A 21,844-nucleotide genomic window follows, 5' to 3' on the forward strand; every position below is an offset into this window, starting at 1 on the left:
AAAAAGAAAAGGAGAGCCTTCGGGCTCTTTTTTTGTATCTGTCTAAAAAAGAACAAGTTAATAAGCAACCTGTCAGCACTACGTATGTTTTTATATATATTAATATATTGTCTTATACCTAACTTGTAACCATACCGTCATAAAAATATCATTTAATGGCGACGTCCTTCTCTAGATTTATACTAAAGGTTAAGCCGTGTTCAATTACACAAGCATCAGTCGTTTGGTGATGACGCCCGTTCTCGCCAGCTTTTTAATTCTTGTACTATTAAACGGTGCCTCAATTCTAAAGTCTTTCTCGTTACTTAATTCATTTGATGAGCTAGAAAACACCCTGGTTCAGTCAGAGCGTGACGTTAATACCACCCTTAGTGCGTTTAAAACCCAGGTTCAAGAGTGGAAAAACGTGTTGTTGCGTGGCCACAAAAAAGAAGACAGAGAAAAATACTGGGAGCGATTTAAACAGCGTGAAGCTGATATCACTCGTCAATTTGACTTGATGCTATCAAGTGATGTTGTGAGTGATAGCGTGAAGTCTGATATCAGACAGTTCCAAAAAGCTCACTCAGTCATGGCCGAGAAATACCGTGAAGGATACAACGCGTTTATTAACTCAGGGTTTGACCCAAAAGTCGGCGATAGCTTTGTGCGCGGTATTGATAGAGAGCCCGCTAAGCTTTTATCAAGCATTGCATCAGAAATTGCAGCAGATTCAGCCAACGCAATAGCAGAGCTTAAAGCTAATACCCGCACTATGCTTTGGATTATATTATTCGCCGCTATTGCGCTGTCTGTACTTTCCGTTGTGTACGTTGTTGCTCGCTTGCGCTCTCAAGTTATCAAGCCAACAAAGGCTGTTGCTGCTTGTATATCGAACTTAGCTAATAGCCGCTATGACTATGAGTTAGCTTACACAAGCGAGCATGAACTCGGTATGTTGGCCGATTCTGCTCGAGCTTTGCAATACAAGTTAAAAGATTCGGTTGCACAGCTTCAACAGGCTGAGCGAGAAATGGAAAAAGCGTTCGGCACCCTGGGTAATGTTAGCCAATCTATTATGGAGGGCGCTAATGGACAGCGTGATGCATCGCGTTCGCTTGACAGCAGCACAGATAAACTGAAAGAAATTGTTCAGAATTTAGTGGCCATCACAGACCAAGTTGCTGTTGCGACAAATAACTCTGAAAAGAACGTGGCAAGTTGCTATGCCACATTTGAAAGTGCTAATGCAGGCTTTAAACAGCTAGCTAAAACGGTAACCGAATCCAGTAATATTGTGTCTGAACTGCAAAGTCGAAGCACCAATATTCTTAAAGTGGTAAACGTCATTAATGAAATTGCCGATCAAACCAACCTGTTAGCATTAAATGCAGCAATTGAGGCTGCGAGGGCAGGAGAGCATGGGCGGGGTTTTGCGGTAGTAGCCGATGAAGTGCGGGCACTTGCAGCTAAAACGCAGCAATCAACAAAGGAAATTAACGATATTTTGAGCAGCTTTGAAGCGGAAGCAAAAGGCGCGGTTGCGGCGATGTCCTCTGGCAAGCAGTTATCTGATAATAACGCGGCAGAGGCTGCTACGGCACTTGAAACCCTCAATAATGTGGTTAGAGATATTCAAGAAACCGCTAGCGTAGTGGAGGCGCTTAACGAAGCGGCAGATGAGCAAGAAGCCGTGCTTCAGCAGGTGGAAGCCATTATAAGTAACGTAGTAACATCGTCAGAAAAATATCATCAGCTTGCGCAGCGTGATGATATGTCGCGCTCTATGAAAAGTATGTCAGAAAACGTTGAAAAGGTAGTGAACAGTTTGACCCGCTAACTGTGCTTTGTCAGTATTAATGGTAAATTTGAGACAAAACTTTGTGGAGTAGGGGGCAAGGCAGTTTATAAAGTCGTGTCGCTTATTCCTGGTTTTGTGAGCCATGTATTGAATAAGTAGCACTATAAATAATGACCACGCCACTCGTTTTTCACCCCATATATAGTCAGCTAGACCTTCCCGAGCGACACCGCTTTCCTATCGAAAAATATGTGGGCATTCGAGACGAGCTACTAAGGCGTGGTGTAGATAAAGCACGCTTTGTTACGCCGTCACCTGTAGATTTATCTTTTCTTACGGACTATTACGACTTGAACTATGTCGAGACACTCACTACCGGCGCGTTAGATAAAAAAGCCATGCGCCGTATAGGCTTTCCTTGGTCGCAGCAGTTGATTGAACGTACCCGAACCGCCGTTGCAGGCACTTGTTTAACAGCAAACCTAGCGTTAGAGCATGGCAAAGCCTTGAATTTAACCGGGGGGTATCATCACGCGTTCGCGGACTTTGGTTCTGGATTTTGTCTATTTAACGATTTGTACTTAGCGGCAAAAACCATGCAGCAAATTCCAGCCATTGATAATGTACTCATTATCGATTTGGATGTGCACCAAGGAGACGGCACAGCCAAGCTTGCTGAAGATGATCGCGATATCTTCACCTTATCAATTCATGGCGAAAAAAACTTTCCATACAGAAAGCAGCACTCAGATATTGATATCGGGCTTGCTAAGGGAACGGAAGACGACGAGTATTTAACCACGCTCGAACAAGCGCTTACGTTGGTTAATAGGCAGTTTCAACCCGATGCCATTATATATGATGCAGGTGTTGATGTGCATGTAAACGATGATTTAGGTCATCTGCACATATCTACCCAAGGTGTCTATGAAAGGGACAAGACGGTATTTGCTTTGGCCGACCGTTTAGGCGTTCCAATTGCCGCCGTCATCGGGGGAGGATATCAAAGAGATATTGCTGCGCTGGTGGATGTGCATATTCAGCTTTATCGCGCTGCGGGTGTAATTGACTAGATGAAACAAGTTGCTATCGAACAATAGCAAGCGCGCTTAAACGGTTGTTATAAACGAATCGTTGTTGGCGCGCTTTGTAATTAAGCGTACTTATCTGTTTTACAAAAAGTGCAGCTGAAAACCTATACCAATACGTTCCTGAGAGCGGTTATAGTCGATAAGAGAGTCGCCATAGCCATTAAAGTACTGGAGCAGTAACTCATATCGGTCAGATATAGGGTAGGTAAAATCTAGCTGAATGCTGCCTCTGTTTTCGTCAAAATCCAAGTTATTTCTCAGCAGCGCAAGCACTTTAAAAGCACCAATTTTTCTACCGTAACCAAATTCCATTCTGCCGTAGTAGTCTTGAATGTCCGGGTTATCATCTCCTGTCGGATCAAGCGGATCCGTCTTTTCGTCTTCAGGAATACGATACCAAGTTTTAAGGTAGTATATATCGTCGTTGTCGCTAAACACTATTGATGCAAAAAGGCGGTTCCAGCTGCGAGAGCGCAGACCACTTTGACCGTTCGACATGTGATTGAAGCCGAACTGGAAGGTATTAAATTTGTAACCAAGTACCGAATAGTCAGCGGTTTCTTGCCAGAAAACTTCTGGCTCGTAATTGGTTTCACGGAAGGGCTTCGACGCCTCACTATTATAAAGCTGCCAAAAAGAGGTCACCGTAAAGCCAAAATACAAGCCGTCAAATCCAGTATCTTCCAAGTACAGCGGTAGCTTAGCGCTCACTTGAAACTTAGCTTCTTTATTATCTACATTTTCTTCTGTTAACTCTTCATTACCAAAGGTGTTTGGGTTAGAAACGTAAGTAATAGGAAGTAAATAGTTTTGTCTATGCTGAGTAATAGCAAAAACGTTATCCAGTGCTTCTTTATCACCTTCTAGGCGTTCATCTAGTGCACTTTCTGTGGTTGTGTCACGCTTAATGATATCTATAACCTCAATACCACTTTCTTCTTGTGTCCCCTGACCGTCTGCCGTTTCGACAGCGCTTTCCTGTTCGCTGTTCGCGGTAGGTAAAGGTTCATTTTTTGCTTTTTGCGTTTCTTGCGCGCATACGTGGGTGCAAGCAGCAAAAGCTGCCAAAAATATAAAAGGCTTTAACACAGACACCTTCGATTCTCCGTAGTAAGGTTTTTTATGTTTAATTGAAGTCCAGTGTCTGGCCTTCTGAGGAAGCAAATATGTGCAATTTAGATTCTGCCACCGAGACATATTCATTGCAATGTTTTACGACGTCATCTATATCGTTGTCGGTGCGTTCTGGATCATGACTATATAAAGCTAATTGCTTAACATGACTTGCCATAGCTAGTTTGACCGCTTCTTCAGCAACGGAATGGCCCCAGCCGTTTTTGGCGGGCATGTCAGATAACATGTACTGTGCGTCGTGAATGAGCAAGTCTGCATTATTAGCGAACTTAGCAAAATCTAGAAAATCTGTTTCTTTTTTATAAGGAGGGTAGAGCTCGTTATCGGTGATATAAGCAATTTTGACACCGTCGGCCTCAATACAATAGGCGCTTCCGCTGCCTGGGTGGTTCATGGCCAAGCGAGAAATAGTCGCACTTCCGATGGTAAATGCATTTTCTGTTGCAGGATATTCAATAAGGCTTATGGAAGACTTTAACGCGCTTTTCGGAACGGGGAATAACGACCCGTCCATTTGTTTCAAAATTTGATCGGGCTCATTAAGCTGAGTAAGGCCTGGGTAAATGTTTATTACCCGTGACTCTTGATAAATAGGTGCGAAAAAGGGAAAGCCTTGAATGTGATCCCAATGGTTGTGACTTAATAAAAGGTGGATTGGCGTTGTCTTTTTAATTAAGCGGTCGCCAAGCAAACGAATACCTGTACCTGAATCGAGAATGATATCGGTACCATCCTCGAGCTCAATGTGAACGCATGCGGTGTTACCACCATAACGAACGTAAGCTGCCCCCGGAGTGGGTATTGACCCTCTTACGCCATAAAAAGTTAACCGCATACGCCCTCATCTACTTATCAAATGGGCAAGTTCAGGTTTTAGAGAGCGGCTACAAAGTCTTTTGCTGCGCTAAGGTCTAATAACTGTTTCTCGCCGGTACGTCTATTCTTATATTCAACCTGTTGATTATCCAAGTTTCTTTCACCAATAACAATGCTGTGAGGTATGCCAATTAATTCCATGTCATTGAACATAACACCCGGGCGCTCTTTTCTGTCATCAAATAGTACTTCTACGCCCAGTGCAATAAGTTCTTCGTAAAGCGCCTCTGCTGCTTCTTTTATACGGTGAGACTTGTGCATATTCATAGGTATTAATGCAATTTTAAACGGTGCAATAGGATCTGGCCACTTTATGCCAAACTTATCGTGATTTTGCTCGATGGCAGCAGCAACGATGCGTGATACGCCAATACCGTAACAGCCCATGGTGAGGGTTTGGTGTTTACCTGATTCACTAAGCACACCGCAGTTCATGGCTTCTGAATATTTGCTACCAAGTTGGAATATATGACCCACTTCGATACCGCGCTTTATATCAAGCGTGCCTTCACCGTCAGGAGACGCATCGCCAGCGACGACATTGCGAATATCTACACCAGAAATATCCTCAGACCAGTTTGCGTTGATGTTCATTTTACCACCTGCGCCTGCGCCTGTGGTGAAATCCGCTAGCGCTGCAGCACTTGCATCCACGTAAGCTGGGATCGGAAGGTTAGTTGCGTCTGCAAAATAGGGTACTACACCAAGCACTTCTTTCGCTTTGTCGAATGACGCTTCAACTAATGGGGTAGCAACACCTTCAATCTTCTCTGCTTTAACATCGTTTAATTCGTGGTCAGCGCGCAGCACTAATGCAACCCAGTTGTCTGCTTGTACTTCTTCGCCTTTGTCATCCGTAGCGTTCGCCGCCTTTACCACAATAACTTTCACAGCATTGGTGATATCGGCATCGATACTCTTAAGTATTTTTTCGAAGTCTTTGCCTTTCGCATCTTTAGTTTCTACTGCCGCACCGCTTGCTTGTGCTTTTTCTTGCGCCACAGCGGCGGCCATTTCAACATTAGCCGCATAGTCGCTGCCTGATGAGAATGCAATGGCGTCTTCACCAGAGTCAGCTAGCACATGAAACTCATGCGAATGATTACCACCTATTGAGCCTGAATCGGCTATTACGGCTCTGAAGTCAAGACCCATACGCGAGAAAATGTTGCAATAAGCGTCATACATTTTCTGGTAGGTTTTTTCTAGACAGCTTTCTTCTAAGTGAAAGCTATATGCATCTTTCATCGTGAATTCACGTCCACGCATAATACCAAAACGAGGGCGCACCTCGTCGCGGAATTTAGTCTGAATTTGGTATAGATTAAGTGGAAGCTGCTTGTAGCTGCTAATTTCATTGCGCACAAGCGCAGTGATCACTTCTTCGTGGGTTGGGCCTAATACGAAATCACGCTGGTGGCGGTCTTTTACGCGAAGTAATTCTGGGCCGTATTCTTCCCAACGTCCAGATTCTTCCCACAGGTCTGCAGGCTGAACAACGGGCATTAGCACTTCAATTGCGCCTGCTTTGTTCATTTCTTCACGAACAATATTGGCTACTTTATTAAGTACACGAAGACCTGACGGCAGCCACGTGTAAAGACCTGAGGCAAGCTTTCTGATCATACCAGCTCTCAGCATAAGCTGGTGGCTGATAACCTCTGCATCAGCAGGTGTTTCTTTCTGCGTGGCAAGCAAATATTGACTAGTGCGCATGTAAAGCAGGTATCCTGTTTTCAATGTATTTATGACTGTGGGTGTGCTGGCCTTCTGCGATAAGTTGTACACATTATGCAATTTATGGAATTGTTGCTAAATGCTTTAACCAAAGAATGGGCATCACACGTTTGGCGGTATTCTAATTAACTGTGAGCCATTTCGCCACAGACTGTTTACACTAAAAGTGTAATTAACCTAAATGAACAAGCTCAGTAACCCATACAACGCTATCTATTACTTTAAATCCTACATCAATATCGTAAAGGGTAACGCGATAGGTTTTCTCGTCATTATCCAGCTTTTGTTTATAAGCTGGGCGAGGGTCTTGTGCCAGTACCGTCGTAACTAAAGAGGTAAAGCCGCTGTGTCTTTTGTCAATTTCAGGAAGCGTTGGCCTGAGCGTATCTAAAAATTCGACATGGCGTTGGGGAATGGGGCTAATGTCGTCAAGCTTATCGCTTGCGTTTGGAACACTATCTGCGTAGCCGATGTAAGGTTTGATATCGATAAGCGGTGTACCGTCGACTAAATCCACACCTTCTACTAGCAAGTGCACTTTATCCTTATCTTGTACTAGCCCATTGTTTTTGACGACAGACATGCCAATGCTGTTCGGTCGATGTGTACTGCGACTTGCTAATACACCCATAGTGGCATTGCCGCCCAACCGAGGTGCCTTAACTGTGTTTTTCCAACCGCGCTCAATGTTTTGATGAAAGATAAAAAGTAGCCACAGGTGACTATAGCTTTCTATCCCTTTTAGCATGTGGATATCGTTAAACCCTTCTTCAAACGTAATTATCCCATGAGCTTTTGCTAAGTTGGGTTGCCTGGGGATGGCAAACTTTTGCTTGAAAGGCGTAGCGATGCTCGCGATTGTCGATACGGTAAATGAAGTTGGCGTAGTCACGGGTCTGCTTCAACCTAATTAAAAATAATTTTTGCTGTCATATTACTCTCATACTTAATCGGTAATGTAACAGTGCAAGTGCAAACTTGAACCATATAAAGTATTTTTTCGGTTCGCGAATGAAATGTTTATTTGGGTTCCCTGGAGTAATCCAACGTCTTTGGCCTGCTCAGTTATCGCACTAGAACTTTTTCTCGTATCAGTTCATAAAACTTGTGTACTTAGCAAAGCAAATAAACCGCTCGTGTTTTACTGCGCAGACTTATCTTTTTTTATTGCTTCCAAAGCGTTCTCAAAATAAGGGCAGCCCATAGCCTGCGCTTTTTCTATGTTACGACTGAATATCTTTTCCGCATCCTCTTCTTTTTTCATATAACGAGTTATGTCGGCCTCGCGAATTAAATGTAAGAGCGGGTAGGGGGATCGATTCGTGTAGTTTTCAGCATCGTTAGCGTCGCTACCGTCAAACACATAGTCAGGGTGAAAGCTCGCGAGTTGATAAGTACCACTATATCCCCAGTCATGTAGCATATTATCGCCAATAGCTAGCACATCAAGGTACTCATCAAAATCAGCAAGGGCTGGATTTGTCAGTGCAATTAGCGTTGTGGCGGTACTCTCATTCTCTTCCAAATGTCGAAGCTCATCGTACAGAGATTGAATAACGTCGCCTGTATCCCCTGCTATTACTGTACAGCGAATTTGATTTGGCGTTCTTACATAGCGCGCAAAAGGGCAAAAATTGTGTTTTATCACAATATCATCAACCCACTTAAGCGTTGCATCAATTACGTGTTGTTCGCACAACGAAGAGATTGGTTCTGCCATAAAGAAGTTTTTCAATTTAGGTCTGTATTCAAAGAGAGGGGAGTATAAAGCAAAAAGGCAGAAATTTAATTTCTGCCTTTAAAATTTGATTAAGCCTTAGTGCTTTAAGAATGAAACTTAACGTACGCCTCAAGCGTGTTTTCTATCAAACTTGCCACTGTCATAGGACCAACACCGCCAGGTACAGGTGTTATCCAGCCTGCACGCTCTTTGGCTTTTTCAAAATCAACATCGCCTATTAATGAGCCATCATTAAGACGGTTAATGCCCACATCAATCACAATCGCCCCAGGCTTAACCCAGTCGCCAGGTATAAAGTTAGGTTTACCGACAGCTACAACAAGTAAGTCTGCACGCTGAACGTGGCTTTTAAGGTCTTGGGTAAACTTGTGGCAGGTAGTAACAGTGCAGCCTGCTAACAATAATTCAAGACTCATAGGGCGGCCCACAATATTCGACGCACCAACAATAACTGCATCTAAGCCTTTAACAGGGCGCTTAGTTGACTCAATCATGGTCATGATGCCCTTAGGTGTACATGGTCGTAAAGCTGGGATACGTTGAGCAAGGCGACCAATGTTATAGGGGTGGAAGCCATCAACATCTTTATGCGGGTGAATACGCTCTAACACTTTCTCAGCGTTAAGACCGGCAGGTAGTGGTAGTTGAACCAAAATGCCGTCTATCTCTTTATCTTCGTTTAGCTCATCCACTAAGTTAAGTAAGGTTTCTTCCGTAGTGTCGGAAGGAAGGTCGAAAGAGCGAGAAACGAAACCCACTTCCTCACAGGCTTTACGCTTATTTGAAACATAAACCTGAGAAGCGGCATCACTGCCTACAAGGACAACGGCAAGACCCGGCTGTCTTTTACCTGCCTGGGTAAGTGATTCCACATAGGATGTTACGTGTTGGCGAACTTGCTTGGCAATTAATTTGCCGTCAATAAGATGAGCGGTCATAGTCTTGTACGATTCTTATATGGTTGGGTGGTCAACAAGTGCCCGTTATTGTTTCATAAAACGGGGGGAATACTCTAGCAATTATTAGATAGTAGTTATTGGCCGTAACCGAATTTATATAAGTTGAACTTAACCGTATAGCACGTATAACTGAGTAACCGCTCACCATAAAAGAAATAACGAGAGACCAACTACGTCAAAGATTGTCTTCGTTACAATAAACAAAGCCCTTTTCTTTACGCTTGGTTGTCCGGCCCATCTTGCACGAATAACTTTTCCGTATCAGTAATATTGCAAACCCGTTTGCAGGCTGCTGGACTCTATTAGTCCTCTACTAGGCTCTACTATAAGTAGCGAGATATAAGCAAGATTGTACAAAAAAACATGATAATGAGTGCTTTGTGAGCGGTTAGTGATTTTATTTAAAAAAGTGTTTGACGAGGTGGGGGGATGTCAGTAATATTCGCACCCCGTAACGGCACAGAGGCTTATGCATCTTGGTCGATACAACAGTCGGTGAGTGGCGCAGCTTGGTAGCGCACTTGTTTTGGGTACAAGGGGTCGCAGGTTCAAATCCTGTCTCACCGACCACTTTTTGCAGCGAAGATTCGCCAAGCGCCCGTAGCTCAGCTGGATAGAGCAACGGCCTTCTAAGCCGTGGGTCGCAGGTTCGAATCCTGCCGGGCGCGCCATGCGAGTCAGGTAGGTCCTGATAGCAAGGCTGAATTTTTGTATCTACACTGCTAGTATAAAGCAAGTAGACTGCAACACACCCTATGGTGGGCGTAGCTCAGTTGGTAGAGCCCCGGATTGTGATTCCGGTTGTCGTGGGTTCAAGTCCCATCGTCCACCCCACTTTTAGCGGAAGTGGTGGAATTGGTAGACACGCTGGATTTAGGTTCCAGTGCTTCACGGCGTGAGAGTTCAAGTCTCTCCTTCCGCACCATATTTTCAAGCTTTTTTAAAAGCTTAGCTTAAGCATTCCTGTCGGTGAGTGGCGCAGCTTGGTAGCGCACTTGTTTTGGGTACAAGGGGTCGCAGGTTCAAATCCTGTCTCACCGACCATTTATGCTTATTTGACTTAGTAATAGCCGCAGCTCAGCGAATAAATCAAAGAGTGTTAAAGGTTAAAGTCAAATCAGACTATCGAACAGCAAAGTAAGATCCTGACAGTTCGATAGAGGTTTATGTGTTTATCAGTTCGCACGTAAACAATTACAGGATTACTGTGGTGGGCGTAGCTCAGTTGGTAGAGCCCCGGATTGTGATTCCGGTTGTCGTGGGTTCAAGTCCCATCGTCCACCCCACTTCTTGCGGAAGTGGTGGAATTGGTAGACACGCTGGATTTAGGTTCCAGTGCTTCACGGCGTGAGAGTTCAAGTCTCTCCTTCCGCACCATATTTCTAAGCTTACTTAAAGTTTGGATTTATACATTTTTATCGGTGAGTGGCGCAGCTTGGTAGCGCACTTGTTTTGGGTACAAGGGGTCGCAGGTTCAAATCCTGTCTCACCGACCATTATCTATTATTCTCTGTTTTTCTATCTTTTCTCAATAGCGTCTCAAACTGCTTGTTAAAGTCGTTTTTCAATCTATTTTTCTTACTAGTTTCGCAATTTGTTTAAAATGCGTTCAATTGGTTGTTACAAACTTGTGTTTCCCTCTCGACTCTTGTGGTGTGCGGCTGTATACTACCGCGTCTTTTTTTAACCAGTACGTTTGTTTCAGGTTGGCTTTGTGGCACGATTTTGTGTCCTAACTTTGATTTTATAAACGTCGAATAACGACCTTCTACCCCGGAGTGATATGCAATTAATGCATGACGGGAGAGGGGATTGAGAACAAAACGCCTGTAGAGGCGTATAGTTGAGGTAACATAATGCAAGTTTCAGTCGAGACGACCCAGGGTTTAGAACGCCGTCTTACTATCACCGTTCCATCTGACACGGTTGATTCAGCAGTTAAGTCACGCCTACAGCAGTTGGCAAAAACACAACGCATCAACGGCTTCCGTCCAGGTAAAGTTCCTGTAAGCGTAATCAAAAAGCGTTTCGGCCAGGCAGTTCGCCAAGAAGTTGCTGGCGATGTTATGCAGCAAAACTTCTACCAAGCAGTCATTCAAGAGAAAATTCAGCCTGCTGGTATGCCAAAGTTTGAACTGACCAAAGACGAAGACGGTCAGGACCTAGAATTTGTAGCATCTTTCGAAGTTTACCCAGAAGTAGAAGTGAAAGGTGTTAGCGATATCGAAATTGAAAAGCCAGTAGTAGAAATTACTGACAAAGATCTTGATAACATGATGGAAACGCTTCAAAAGCAGCACGCATCTTGGAAAGAAGTTAAGCGTAAAGCGAAGAAAGACGACAAAGTTATCATCGACTTCGTTGGCTCTATCGACGGTGAAGAGTTCGAAGGCGGAAAAGCAGAAGATTTCGCGCTAGAGCTTGGCAAAGATCGCATGATCCCAGGTTTCGAGAAACCACTAGTTGGTGCGAAAGCGGGTGAAGAAGTAACCATCGAAGTTACTTTCCCAGAAGATTACCACGCTGAAAACCTAAAAGGTAAAGACGCAGTTTTCCAAGCGACAGTTAAGAAAGTTGAAGGTCTAGACCTTCCAAAAGTTGACGAAGAGTTTGCTAAGCTATTCGGTGTTGAAGAAGGCGGTGTTGACGCACTTAAAGCTGAAGTTCGTAAGAACATGCAGCGTGAGCTAGACCAAACGCTTAAAGCACAAGTTAAAGAAGACGTAATTTCTAAACTTGTTGAAGCTAACGAGATTGATATTCCTCAAGCGCTTATCGATCAAGAAGTGAACGCACTTCGCGAGCAAGCTAAACAACGTTTCAGCCAACAAGGCGGTGGTCAGAACCTTCCAGACCTACCAGCTGAATTGTTTACTGACAACGCTAAGCGTCGCGTATCTATTGGTCTACTTCTAGGTGAAGTAATCAAAGAAAACGAACTAAAAGCAGACGAAGCTAAAGTTAACGAGATGATCGAAACTGCAGCTTCTGCGTATGAAGATCCGCAAGAAGTTGTTGATTACTACAACAACAATCAAGAGCTTATGCAGCAAATGCAAAACGTTGCACTAGAAGAACAAGCTATTGAGTGGGTTCTTGAGCAAGCAAAAGTTACTGAAGTAACTAAAGCTTTTGACGAGGTTATGAACAAACAGGCGTAATTTTTTACTGTCTGATTGACAATACTTGTCAGCAACTGCTTAAATGCTCGGAGCCTTCCGAGCATTTTTGTTTTTAACGCTAGATAATCAAGGTAGCTATGACTAATACCCCGTTTGACCCAATGAATGCACTTGTTCCTATGGTTGTTGAGCAAACCTCAAAAGGTGAGCGCTCATACGACATTTACTCTCGTCTCTTAAAAGAAAACGTAATTTTCTTAGTAGGGCAAGTTGAAGATCACATGGCCAACCTCATCGTTGCTCAAATGTTGTTCTTAGAAGCTGAAAACCCAGAGAAAGATATTTTCCTATACATCAACTCGCCGGGCGGCTCTGTGACTGCTGGTATGGCAATCTATGACACAATGAGATTCATTAAGCCGGACGTGAGTACAGTGTGTATGGGCCAAGCTGCAAGCATGGGCGCATTTCTACTATCTGCAGGAGCAAAAGGTAAGCGTTATTGTCTACCTAACTCGCGCGTAATGATTCACCAACCGCTTGGTGGTTTCCAAGGTCAGGCATCTGATTTTGAAATACATGCGAAAGAAATTCTGTCTATCAAAGAGAAGTTGAATCGCCTAATGGCAGACCATACCGGTCAAGACTATGAAAAAGTCGCGCGCGACACAGACCGAGATAACTTTTTAAGTGCAACCGAGGCAAAAGATTACGGCCTGGTTGACCAAGTTTTAGCAAATCGATCTGACGTAGCCGGAACTAAGTAGTATAGTTATAGATGACCCGAGCCAGTGCATAGCACGAATTTGGTTTTCGGCTCGGGTAAGGCAGAGGCAAAAGTAATGAGTGATAAGCAAAGCGGTGACGGTGATAACAAGCTACTGTACTGTTCGTTTTGTGGCAAAAGCCAACACGAAGTAAGAAAGTTAATAGCAGGCCCGTCGGTTTTTATTTGCGACGAGTGTGTTGAGTTATGTAACGATATCATTCGCGAAGAAATTAAGGAAATCGCGCCTAAGCAGAAGCAGGACGCTTTACCTAAGCCAACAGAAATTCATGCGCATCTTGATGATTATGTTATCGGTCAAGAACATGCGAAGAAGGTGTTGTCAGTAGCGGTTTATAACCACTATAAGCGTTTGCGCAATGGCGATGTTCACGAAGGCGTAGAACTCGGAAAAAGTAACATTCTGTTAATTGGCCCTACGGGTAGTGGTAAAACACTATTAGCGGAAACACTTGCACGTTTACTTGACGTGCCATTCACAATGGCAGACGCAACCACGCTGACGGAAGCGGGCTACGTGGGTGAAGATGTTGAGAATATTATTCAAAAACTACTTCAGAAGTGTGATTACGACGTTGAGAAAGCGCAGCGCGGTATTGTTTACATTGACGAAATCGACAAAATTTCTCGCAAGTCTGACAATCCATCGATTACCCGTGATGTATCGGGAGAAGGTGTTCAGCAAGCACTGCTTAAGTTGATTGAAGGTACGGTTGCCTCGGTTCCTCCGCAAGGTGGCCGTAAACATCCGCAACAAGAGTTCTTACAGGTTGATACTTCTAAGATTCTGTTTATCTGTGGTGGTGCATTTGCCGGTCTTGATAAAGTTATCGAGCAGCGTGCGCAGAAAGATACAGGTATTGGATTTGGTGCTACGGTTAAGTCGAAAGACAACAGTAAGCAAATCAGCGAACTGTTCAAACAAGTTGAACCTGAAGATTTGGTGAAATACGGGTTAATCCCAGAATTCATCGGTCGTCTTCCGGTAGTGACCAGTCTTGAAGAATTGAACGAAGAAGCGCTAATTCAAATTCTGCGCGAGCCTAAGAATGCGATCACCAAACAATACGGTGCATTGTTCTCAATGGAAGATGTTGAGCTTGAATTCCGTGACGATGCATTAAATGCGATTGCTAAAAAGGCAATGGATCGTAAAACAGGTGCTCGTGGTTTGCGTTCAATTGTTGAAGCCGTTCTGCTTGATACCATGTACGACCTTCCTTCAATGGAAGACGTAAGCAAAGTGGTAATTGATGAAACGGTAATTCGCGGTGAGTCGAAGCCTATTTTGATTTATGACAGTAATGAAAAAAAGGCGGCGTCTGAATAGCCATTAGCTCGTCATAAAAAAGGTCCTGCGGGACCTTTTTTTGTTCGTATCGGTAGATAGTGGTTCGCAAGCAATCTTGTGATAACTGACAATAACTAATTCGCTGATGCGGTTAATATTTAAGCGGGCAAGGGTGGTAAAGCTATCCTTTCTACTAGAAATTTGAGTTTTGTGTTGCCATTCGGTGCAAAATCGATAATGGTTATATTAGGGCCGAGAGGCTCTAGAGCAGGGAGGGTAAGGTTAAGGAATTAACACACTTTAATAAGTTTCGATTGAACTTTGCTCTTGCATCCCCATATAAAAATGACATTTCAAACTAATTGAGAACAAGTATGACAGTTGAGCGTGAAAATCGCATTGAAATTCCTGTGCTTGCCTTGCGGGACGTGGTTGTTTACCCGCATATGGTCATACCCCTATTTGTTGGGCGTGAGAAGTCAATCCGTTGCCTGGAAGCGGCAATGGATAATGACAAACAAATTTTTCTAGTAGCACAAAAAGACGCGGGCGTTGATGAGCCTGAAGCAGACGATATTTACACTGTAGGTACCATTGCTACTATTCTGCAGCTTTTAAAGCTTCCTGACGGTACTGTAAAGGTACTTGTAGAGGGGAGCGTACGTGGTGAAATTGAAAGCTATAAGCAGTCAGACCCTTTCTTTGTCGCTAACGTCGATAAGCTTGAAGATGAAGGTATTGATGAGAGTGAACAAGAAGTCTTGATTCGCTCTGCAGTATCTCAGTTTGAAGGCTATGTGAAACTGAATAAAAAAATCCCGCCGGAAGTACTGACGTCACTTAATGGGATTGAGGATGCGGCGCGTCTTGCAGATACCATGGCTGCGCACATGCCACTTAAGCTTACTGAAAAGCAAAAAGTACTCGAAATGCAGGGCGTTAATGAGCGCCTTGAGTACTTGATGGCGCTAATGGAAGGTGAAATTGATTTGCTGCAGGTGGAAAAGAAAATTCGCACCCGCGTTAAAAAGCAAATGGAAAAAAGCCAGCGCGAATATTATTTGAATGAGCAAATGAAAGCCATTCAAAAAGAACTGGGCGAGTTAGACGATGCGCCCGATGAGTTCGAGGCGCTATCTAAGAAGATAGCCGACGCGAAAATGCCTAAAGAGGCAGAAGATAAAGCGAAAGCTGAACTTCAAAAGCTTAAAATGATGTCACCGATGTCAGCTGAAGCCACTGTGCTTAGAAGCTACATTGAATGGCTTACTAACGTGCCTTGGAATAAACGCTCGCCGGTTAAGAAAGACCTTTCTCGTGCCGAAGGCGTGCTTAATGAAGACCACTACGGCCTTGAGAAGGTAAAAGAGCGCATTCTTGAGTATTTAGCGGTTCAACAACGTGTTAAAAAGTTAAAAGGCCCGATTCTGTGTCTAGTAGGTCCTCCTGGTGTGGGTAAAACCTCATTAGGCCAGTCGATCGCTAAAGCAACAGGTCGCAAATATGTGCGTATGGCACTAGGTGGCGTACGTGACGAAGCTGAAATCCGTGGTCACCGTCGTACTTACATTGGTTCATTGCCAGGTAAGCTAGTTCAAAAAATGGCGAAAGTAGGGGTTAAAAACCCGCTCTTCTTACTTGATGAAATCGATAAGATGTCATCAGATATGCGAGGCGACCCTGCGTCAGCCCTTCTAGAAGTGCTAGACCCAGAACAAAACAACAGTTTCAGTGACCACTACCTAGAAGTGGACTATGACCTGTCAGACGTAATGTTTGTTGCTACTTCAAACAGCATGAATATCCCAGGTCCGCTACTTGACCGTATGGAAGTAATTCGTCTCTCTGGTTACACAGAAGATGAAAAACTTAATATTGCGAAAAACCACTTAATTAGTAAGCAAATGGAGCGCAATGGTCTTAAAGCGAAAGAACTGGAAATTACCGATTCTGCTGTCATTGGTATGATTCGTTACTACACGCGCGAAGCGGGTGTTAGAAGCCTAGAGCGCGAAGTGTCTAAGGTATGTCGTAAAGCGGTTAAAGATATCTTACTTACAAAGAGCAAGGATAAGGTGGTTGTCACTCAAGATAATCTTAAAGACTACCTTGGCGTTCAGCGCTTTGACTACGGTAAAGCCGATAAAGATAATCAAATTGGTCAGGTTACAGGATTGGCTTGGACTCAAGTTGGTGGTGACTTACTGACTATTGAAACCACATCGGTTCCGGGTAAAGGCAAAATGACGTCTACAGGCTCTTTGGGCGACGTCATGCAGGAGTCAATCAAGGCGGCGATGACGGTGGTGAGAAGTCGCGCTGAAAAGCTTCGCATTAATGATGACTTTTATGAAAAGCGCGATATTCATGTGCACGTACCAGAAGGTGCAACACCAAAAGATGGCCCAAGCGCCGGTATTGCAATGTGCACCGCGTTAGTATCTTCACTCACAGGGAATCCTGTTAAGTGTGATGTTGCCATGACAGGCGAGATTACTCTTCGTGGTGAAGTACTCGCTATTGGCGGTCTAAAAGAGAAGTTACTTGCAGCACACCGTGGTGGCATCAAAACCGTGGTTATTCCGAAAGATAACGAGCGAGATTTGGAAGAAATTCCAGACAATGTGAAGAAAGATTTATCCATTCACCCGGTTAAATGGATTGATGATGTTCTTGATATTGCGCTTCAGGAACCCGTTGAAAGCTTCGAAGTGGCTAAAAAGTAACTTACGTGATTGGCTGTAGACCTTTGTTTTTAAGGGCTTGCAGCCTTGTTTTTTCTATAAAACTGCAATAATTGGCTAAATTATGTGCATTAAACGATAGAAAACCTCATTTTTTTTAAAATAGGGCTTTCATGTCGTAAAAGTTGTGTTACCTTTAAATGGTTATCGCTTGAAGCCTTGCCACAAAAGGGATTGCAGCGATTCATTTAAAAAGTTAATTATTTGTGACTGAAGCTTGATGTTAACGATCAAGCTTGCTATAACGTTCAAGCAAAATCGTTTTGGACAAACAGTATAATAACAATCGAAGGGGATCTAATTGTGAACAAGTCTCAACTTATCGACCAAATCGCTGCTGGTGCAGACATTTCTAAAGCAGCTGCTGGCCGCGCTCTTGACGCATTCACTGACTCAGTAACTGCGGCGCTTAAAGACGGCGACCAAGTTGCACTAGTTGGTTTTGGTACTTTCTCAGTTCGCGAACGTTCAGCTCGCAGTGGCCGCAACCCACAAACTGGTGAGACTATTCAGATTTCAGCAGCGAAAGTTCCATCTTTCAAAGCTGGTAAAGCACTGAAAGACGCTTGTAACTAAGCAAAAAAATTATAGAAAAAGGCGATGGCTAGTCCATCGCCTTTTTTATTTCTAAAACAAAGAATTCAATATTGGGGTCAGAGTAACGACTCTGACCCCAATATTTAAAAAGTAAAAATACCCTCGTTAGGCATGTCGATTCTCATACATGCTATTGCAACGCCTTTACTTGACGAAAGACAGTACAAATAGTGTGTTTTGGCGTTTATATTCGGCGGCATTGGGTTATAATCAGCGCTTATTTTATCCTGTCCTCGCCAGCAGGTGATGGGTTAGGGTAATTGTAGTAAGCAACGGAGTTGAAGAACAATCATGCTAGAAAGAATCAGAGAAGGTTCTCAAGGCCCTTGGGCGATGGCGATTATTGCGCTTATCGTTTTGAGTTTCGTATTCGCAGGTGTAGGTAGTTACCTAACATCATCAGGTACTACAGCAGTAGCAACTGTTAACGGCGAAGAAATTTCGGCACAAGAACTAGAACGTGCATACCAAAACCAGCGTTCACAAATGGAGTCACAGTACGGCGAAAGCATTGCGCAGCTTTTCTCTAGCGAACAATACCTCGCAGATTTTAGAAGAAATGTACTGGACAGACTTATTGCTGAAAAACTGATTCAGCAACAAGCAACTGACATGGGCTTGCGTGTAAGCGATGAACAGATTCGTGAAACGATAGTGCAAATGCCTGAGTTTCAATTTGGTGGGCAGTTTGATAACGAGCGTTTCCAAGCTATTCTCCGTCAAAATGGTTTTCAAGTTGCAGACTTCCGTGATTACCTAAGAACGCAAATGACTCAGAACCAGTTGGCGGCAGCGCTAACGAATTCTTCATTTTCTCTAGATGGCGAAGTGCAACAGGCTAATGCTCTTCAACGCCAAACTCGTGATGCAAAATACGTATTAGTAAGCTCTGACGAATTTGCTGGTTCGCTCGAAGTTACCGACGCTGATGTAGAAGCCTTCTACAACAACAATATTGCTTCTTTCGATACTGAAGAGCAGGTGAAACTGGCGTATGTAAAACTGAGCGTTGAAGACCTTAAAGGTCGTGTTTCTGTAGACGAAGAAGCTGTACGTGCTTATTACGATAACAATTTAGGAAGCTATGGCACGGAAGAAGAGCGCCGAGTTTCACATATTCTTATCGAAGCGGGTGATGATGAAGACGCTGCGAAAGCAAAAGCAGAGTCATTAAAAGCGCAGCTTGACAGCGGTGCTGACTTTGCTGTGCTTGCCGAAGAAAACTCTGATGACACCTTCTCAGCTGAAAACGGCGGTGACCTAGATTTCATTATACCTGAAATGATGGATCCGGCGTTCGACGAAGCTGCTTTTGCTCTAGAAAACGTTGGCGATGTGTCTGATGTAGTCGAGACCGAGTTTGGTTTCCACATTATCAAGTTAACAGACATTAAAGAAGCGCAGGTAAAATCATTTGATGAAGTGGCTAGCGAAATTCGCGATACCCTTCTTTACGATGCAGCGATGGAGAAGTACTTTGAGCTTCAAAATACCCTAGCTGAAATTGCGTTTGAAGTACCAGATACACTTGAAGACGCAGCCAATGCTGTAGATCTACCTATACAAGAGTCTGTTATGTTCAGCCGAAATACGGCACCTACTGAACTGAGCTTCCCAGGTTTGCTCGATGTCGCTTTCTCATCTGAGTTAGTTGAAGAAGGGCTTAACAGCGATATCATTGAGCTTGATGACGAAACGGTAGTTGTAGCACGCGTTATTGAGCATCAACCACAGCGCACTCAATCATTAGATGAGGTTCGCGAAGGAATTGAAGCGTCAGTAAAAGCGGAGAAAGCGAAAGAAGCAGCAGAAGCATGGGCCTTTGACATCGCACAGAAAGTACGTGCAGAGGAAAGTGTTGAAAGCGAACTAGCGGAAAAATCTGTAGCTTGGGAAACAGCAGCTGCTGTGCCACGAGCAGGTGGTACGCTAGCACGTGCGTTGGTTGATACACTTTTCTCACTGGGTCTTGAAGGTGAAGATAAAGTTGACGTAGCAACAACAGTTAATGGCGATGTTGCAGTTGTTATGCTAGAAGGTGTAAATGCTGCACCTGAACTTGAAAATGAGCTAGGTGAAAGCCTAAAACAGCGTCTTGCTCAAGTACAAGGTCAACGCGTTTATCAACAGTATATCGATGCGCTTCGCGCAAATGCTGACGTGACTATTTCAGAGTCATTATAAGTAAAGTTGAGCCACTCAATAGCTGGGTGGCAACAATGAGATAAATAGTAAGAAGCCAGCTTTAACAAAAGCTGGCTTTTTTGATCGACTGCCTTATTTCGCTGATGGTTATCTAGTTGGTTCTGCAGCGTCACCAAGATTTCGGTAGGTCTACGCACAAATCTGTTAGGCTGTGTTGGGTTAGCGCATAGAGAGAGATTACTATAAATAAAAAAGAGCTAATTCGTTAAAAACAGCATAAGCGTATAAAATGCAGCAATAACACCGGAAAGCACGAATATGTATAGAAAACCTTGTTTGCCTTGTTCTAGAGTATATTTATTGGCTTGCAAATAACCAAACCAAAGCAATGACAAGATGAGGGGTATCAAAACAATTATTTTTAACACAGTAATGCCTTCTTATTAGTAATTCTCTATTTATAACAATGTGCGCAGCGATAGACAAACATTGCGAAGGTCGCAAGAAACTCTCACAAACTTGTATTCATCTTTCTTCTACTACGCACGCTTTGCGTGCATGGGTTTTGTTGTCATGGCTTTGTCGCAAATCTGTTATTAGTGTGTCACTTTAAATTTGTGTAATAGACCCATGTTTCTAAATTGGGTCACATGAATGTCAATTCAGCCTTTACCTTCTCTAGCGCCAGCGCGCAGTATTCACTTCGCCGAAGTATTAATGGCAAGAGAGTCTATCACTCCAATGGATGCAGGTTGTCAAAGCTACCTTATTTACAAACTTGAAAAACTTGGCTTTGCATGTGAAAAACACAAAATAAACGGTGTTAAAAACCTCATTGCCAGATGGGGGCATGGTCCTGTCCACTTAGCATTTAGCGGCCACACTGATGTAGTGCCTCCTGGCCCTATTGATCAATGGAAATCACCACCTTTTAGCCCGGTTATAAGTGAAAATAAACTTTATGGGCGCGGCGCTGCCGATATGAAAACAGGCATTGCAGCTATGCTAGCAGCAACAGAGCGAACCATTGCTGCTTTAGAACCGAGCAAAATGTCTTTCTGGTGGTTAATTACCAGCGACGAAGAAGGAGAAGCTGAATGGGGTTCAAAGTGGATAGCTGAATATTTGTCGGCTAAAAATGTGCAGCTTGATATGTGCTTAGTAGGCGAGCCTTCTGCATCTACAAAAACCGGTGATACGATAAAAATAGGTCGTAGAGGCTCACTTTCAGCCACTATCTATATTAATGGAAAACAAGGCCATGTGGCTTATCCCAAAACCGCAGTTAATGCGATTCATAAAGCGAGTAGTGTGGTTAATGCATTAACTCAATATCCATTTGATACGGGAAGCGATGACTTTCCAGGCACCACGCTTCAGATAACACATATGGATACAGGAAGCTTCACCGATAACATAGTGCCTAGCTCAGTGCGGATAGAATGCAATGTTAGGTATTCATGGCAGTTCAATCAAAACAGCTTGTCTGCATTGCTACGTGATATTATCAAGAGTGTCGATGTGCAAGCCCAGGTTAGCTTCTCAAGACCTTGCGAAGCTTATTTAAGCGAACCCAATAATGATACCGACAAGTGCTTAATAACCTGCGTTGAGAAAGCCATTAAAGGGACAACCGGTCGTTATCCGGTAATAAGTACATCTGGCGGAACATCAGATGGGCGCTTTTTTGCGAGTGACCACACACAAGTGGTTGAAGTAGGTGTGCCTAACACCACAATTCATCAAGTAAACGAACACATTCATTTATCTGATTTGCTTACACTTGAAGATATTTACACGGATGTTCTTAAAAATGTTGGTGGTAGGTAACTGATTCAGG

Annotated in this window: 15 protein-coding genes and 8 tRNA genes; 17 read left to right on the top strand and 6 right to left on the bottom strand. The window is 43.6% G+C overall.

Annotation, left to right across the window (positions count from 1 at the left end; translation table 11 throughout):
- The first annotated feature begins 196 nt into the window (after positions 1-196).
- Positions 197-1,819: a methyl-accepting chemotaxis protein gene (locus V7R55_RS11845; protein ID WP_334059656.1), complete on the top strand. Its 1,623-nt coding sequence runs from the start codon at positions 197-199 to the stop codon at positions 1,817-1,819.
- Positions 1,820-1,950: 131 nt separating this feature from the next.
- Positions 1,951-2,853, top strand: a complete 903-nt coding sequence (locus V7R55_RS11850; RefSeq protein WP_334059657.1) for a histone deacetylase family protein — start codon at positions 1,951-1,953, stop codon at positions 2,851-2,853.
- A 99-nt stretch (positions 2,854-2,952) separates the two neighbouring features.
- Here V7R55_RS11850 and V7R55_RS11855 read toward each other — a convergent pair whose 3' ends face one another.
- The 6 genes from V7R55_RS11855 to folD all read right to left on the bottom strand — a co-directional run bounded on the left by V7R55_RS11855 (position 2,953) and on the right by folD (position 9,297).
- Positions 2,953-3,966, bottom strand: coding sequence for a phospholipase A (locus tag V7R55_RS11855; protein ID WP_334059658.1), 1,014 nt, complete (start codon positions 3,964-3,966; stop codon positions 2,953-2,955).
- A gap of 31 nt (positions 3,967-3,997) precedes the next feature.
- The gene (locus V7R55_RS11860) at positions 3,998-4,840 is read right to left on the bottom strand and encodes an MBL fold metallo-hydrolase (protein ID WP_334059659.1); all 843 of its coding nucleotides are present in this window, start codon (positions 4,838-4,840) and stop codon (positions 3,998-4,000) included.
- Between the two features lie 38 nt (positions 4,841-4,878).
- Complete coding sequence (locus V7R55_RS11865; protein WP_334059660.1) at positions 4,879-6,597, bottom strand: proline--tRNA ligase; 1,719 nt, start codon at positions 6,595-6,597, stop codon at positions 4,879-4,881.
- Between the two features lie 193 nt (positions 6,598-6,790).
- Positions 6,791-7,510, bottom strand: coding sequence for a tRNA (N6-threonylcarbamoyladenosine(37)-N6)-methyltransferase TrmO (tsaA, locus tag V7R55_RS11870; RefSeq protein WP_334059661.1), 720 nt, complete (start codon positions 7,508-7,510; stop codon positions 6,791-6,793).
- A gap of 249 nt (positions 7,511-7,759) precedes the next feature.
- A complete protein-coding gene (locus V7R55_RS11875) occupies positions 7,760-8,338 on the bottom strand; it encodes a DUF1415 domain-containing protein (RefSeq protein WP_334059662.1) in 579 nt (192 codons plus the stop codon).
- 104 nt (positions 8,339-8,442) lie between these two features.
- The gene (gene folD, locus V7R55_RS11880) at positions 8,443-9,297 is read right to left on the bottom strand and encodes a bifunctional methylenetetrahydrofolate dehydrogenase/methenyltetrahydrofolate cyclohydrolase FolD (protein ID WP_118493308.1); all 855 of its coding nucleotides are present in this window, start codon (positions 9,295-9,297) and stop codon (positions 8,443-8,445) included.
- Between the two features lie 514 nt (positions 9,298-9,811).
- Here folD and V7R55_RS11885 point away from each other — a divergent pair.
- The 15 genes from V7R55_RS11885 to dapE all read left to right on the top strand — a co-directional run bounded on the left by V7R55_RS11885 (position 9,812) and on the right by dapE (position 21,834).
- Positions 9,812-9,888: transfer RNA gene (locus tag V7R55_RS11885), tRNA-Pro, on the top strand.
- A 24-nt stretch (positions 9,889-9,912) separates the two neighbouring features.
- Positions 9,913-9,989, top strand: a tRNA-Arg gene (locus V7R55_RS11890).
- A gap of 87 nt (positions 9,990-10,076) precedes the next feature.
- Positions 10,077-10,152, top strand: a tRNA-His gene (locus V7R55_RS11895).
- A 6-nt stretch (positions 10,153-10,158) separates the two neighbouring features.
- Positions 10,159-10,243, top strand: a tRNA-Leu gene (locus V7R55_RS11900).
- Positions 10,244-10,285: 42 nt separating this feature from the next.
- Positions 10,286-10,362, top strand: a tRNA-Pro gene (locus tag V7R55_RS11905).
- A gap of 166 nt (positions 10,363-10,528) precedes the next feature.
- Positions 10,529-10,604 (top strand) — tRNA-His (locus V7R55_RS11910).
- A 6-nt stretch (positions 10,605-10,610) separates the two neighbouring features.
- A tRNA-Leu gene (locus tag V7R55_RS11915) sits at positions 10,611-10,695 on the top strand.
- Positions 10,696-10,737: 42 nt separating this feature from the next.
- Positions 10,738-10,814 (top strand) — tRNA-Pro (locus V7R55_RS11920).
- A 360-nt stretch (positions 10,815-11,174) separates the two neighbouring features.
- On the top strand, positions 11,175-12,479 hold the full coding sequence (tig, locus tag V7R55_RS11925; protein ID WP_118493310.1) for a trigger factor: 1,305 nt from the start codon (positions 11,175-11,177) through the stop codon (positions 12,477-12,479).
- 98 nt (positions 12,480-12,577) lie between these two features.
- On the top strand, positions 12,578-13,207 hold the full coding sequence (gene clpP, locus V7R55_RS11930; RefSeq protein WP_118493312.1) for an ATP-dependent Clp endopeptidase proteolytic subunit ClpP: 630 nt from the start codon (positions 12,578-12,580) through the stop codon (positions 13,205-13,207).
- Between the two features lie 75 nt (positions 13,208-13,282).
- The gene (clpX, locus tag V7R55_RS11935; RefSeq protein WP_118493314.1) at positions 13,283-14,557 is read left to right on the top strand and encodes an ATP-dependent protease ATP-binding subunit ClpX; all 1,275 of its coding nucleotides are present in this window, start codon (positions 13,283-13,285) and stop codon (positions 14,555-14,557) included.
- Between the two features lie 335 nt (positions 14,558-14,892).
- Positions 14,893-17,244, top strand: a complete 2,352-nt coding sequence (gene lon, locus V7R55_RS11940; protein ID WP_334059663.1) for an endopeptidase La — start codon at positions 14,893-14,895, stop codon at positions 17,242-17,244.
- A gap of 321 nt (positions 17,245-17,565) precedes the next feature.
- On the top strand, positions 17,566-17,838 hold the full coding sequence (hupB, locus tag V7R55_RS11945; RefSeq protein ID WP_012518978.1) for a nucleoid-associated protein HU-beta: 273 nt from the start codon (positions 17,566-17,568) through the stop codon (positions 17,836-17,838).
- A gap of 312 nt (positions 17,839-18,150) precedes the next feature.
- Positions 18,151-20,043 carry a SurA N-terminal domain-containing protein gene (locus V7R55_RS11950; RefSeq protein ID WP_334059664.1) on the top strand — a complete coding sequence of 631 codons (1,893 nt, stop codon included), beginning with the start codon at positions 18,151-18,153 and terminating at the stop codon, positions 20,041-20,043.
- A gap of 615 nt (positions 20,044-20,658) precedes the next feature.
- Positions 20,659-21,834: a succinyl-diaminopimelate desuccinylase gene (gene dapE / locus V7R55_RS11955; protein ID WP_334059665.1), complete on the top strand. Its 1,176-nt coding sequence runs from the start codon at positions 20,659-20,661 to the stop codon at positions 21,832-21,834.
- Positions 21,835-21,844: the final 10 nt, after the last annotated feature.

The organism is Alteromonas sp. S005 (assembly GCF_036864475.1).
GTDB lineage: Bacteria > Pseudomonadota > Gammaproteobacteria > Enterobacterales > Alteromonadaceae > Alteromonas.

Bases quoted from the DNA above. Each gene is read 5' to 3' on its own strand.
- tig (WP_118493310.1), top strand. From the start codon at position 11,175: ATGCAAGTTTCAGTCGAGACGACCCAGGGTTTAGAACGCCGTCTTACT.
- V7R55_RS11865 (WP_334059660.1), bottom strand. From the start codon at position 6,597: ATGCGCACTAGTCAATATTTGCTTGCCACGCAGAAAGAAACACCTGCT.
- V7R55_RS11850 (WP_334059657.1), top strand. From the start codon at position 1,951: ATGACCACGCCACTCGTTTTTCACCCCATATATAGTCAGCTAGACCTT.
- V7R55_RS11950 (WP_334059664.1), top strand. From the start codon at position 18,151: ATGCTAGAAAGAATCAGAGAAGGTTCTCAAGGCCCTTGGGCGATGGCG.
- dapE (WP_334059665.1), top strand. From the start codon at position 20,659: ATGTCAATTCAGCCTTTACCTTCTCTAGCGCCAGCGCGCAGTATTCAC.
- lon (WP_334059663.1), top strand. From the start codon at position 14,893: ATGACAGTTGAGCGTGAAAATCGCATTGAAATTCCTGTGCTTGCCTTG.
- folD (WP_118493308.1), bottom strand. From the start codon at position 9,297: ATGACCGCTCATCTTATTGACGGCAAATTAATTGCCAAGCAAGTTCGC.
- clpP (WP_118493312.1), top strand. From the start codon at position 12,578: ATGACTAATACCCCGTTTGACCCAATGAATGCACTTGTTCCTATGGTT.
- V7R55_RS11860 (WP_334059659.1), bottom strand. From the start codon at position 4,840: ATGCGGTTAACTTTTTATGGCGTAAGAGGGTCAATACCCACTCCGGGG.
- V7R55_RS11875 (WP_334059662.1), bottom strand. From the start codon at position 8,338: ATGGCAGAACCAATCTCTTCGTTGTGCGAACAACACGTAATTGATGCA.
- clpX (WP_118493314.1), top strand. From the start codon at position 13,283: ATGAGTGATAAGCAAAGCGGTGACGGTGATAACAAGCTACTGTACTGT.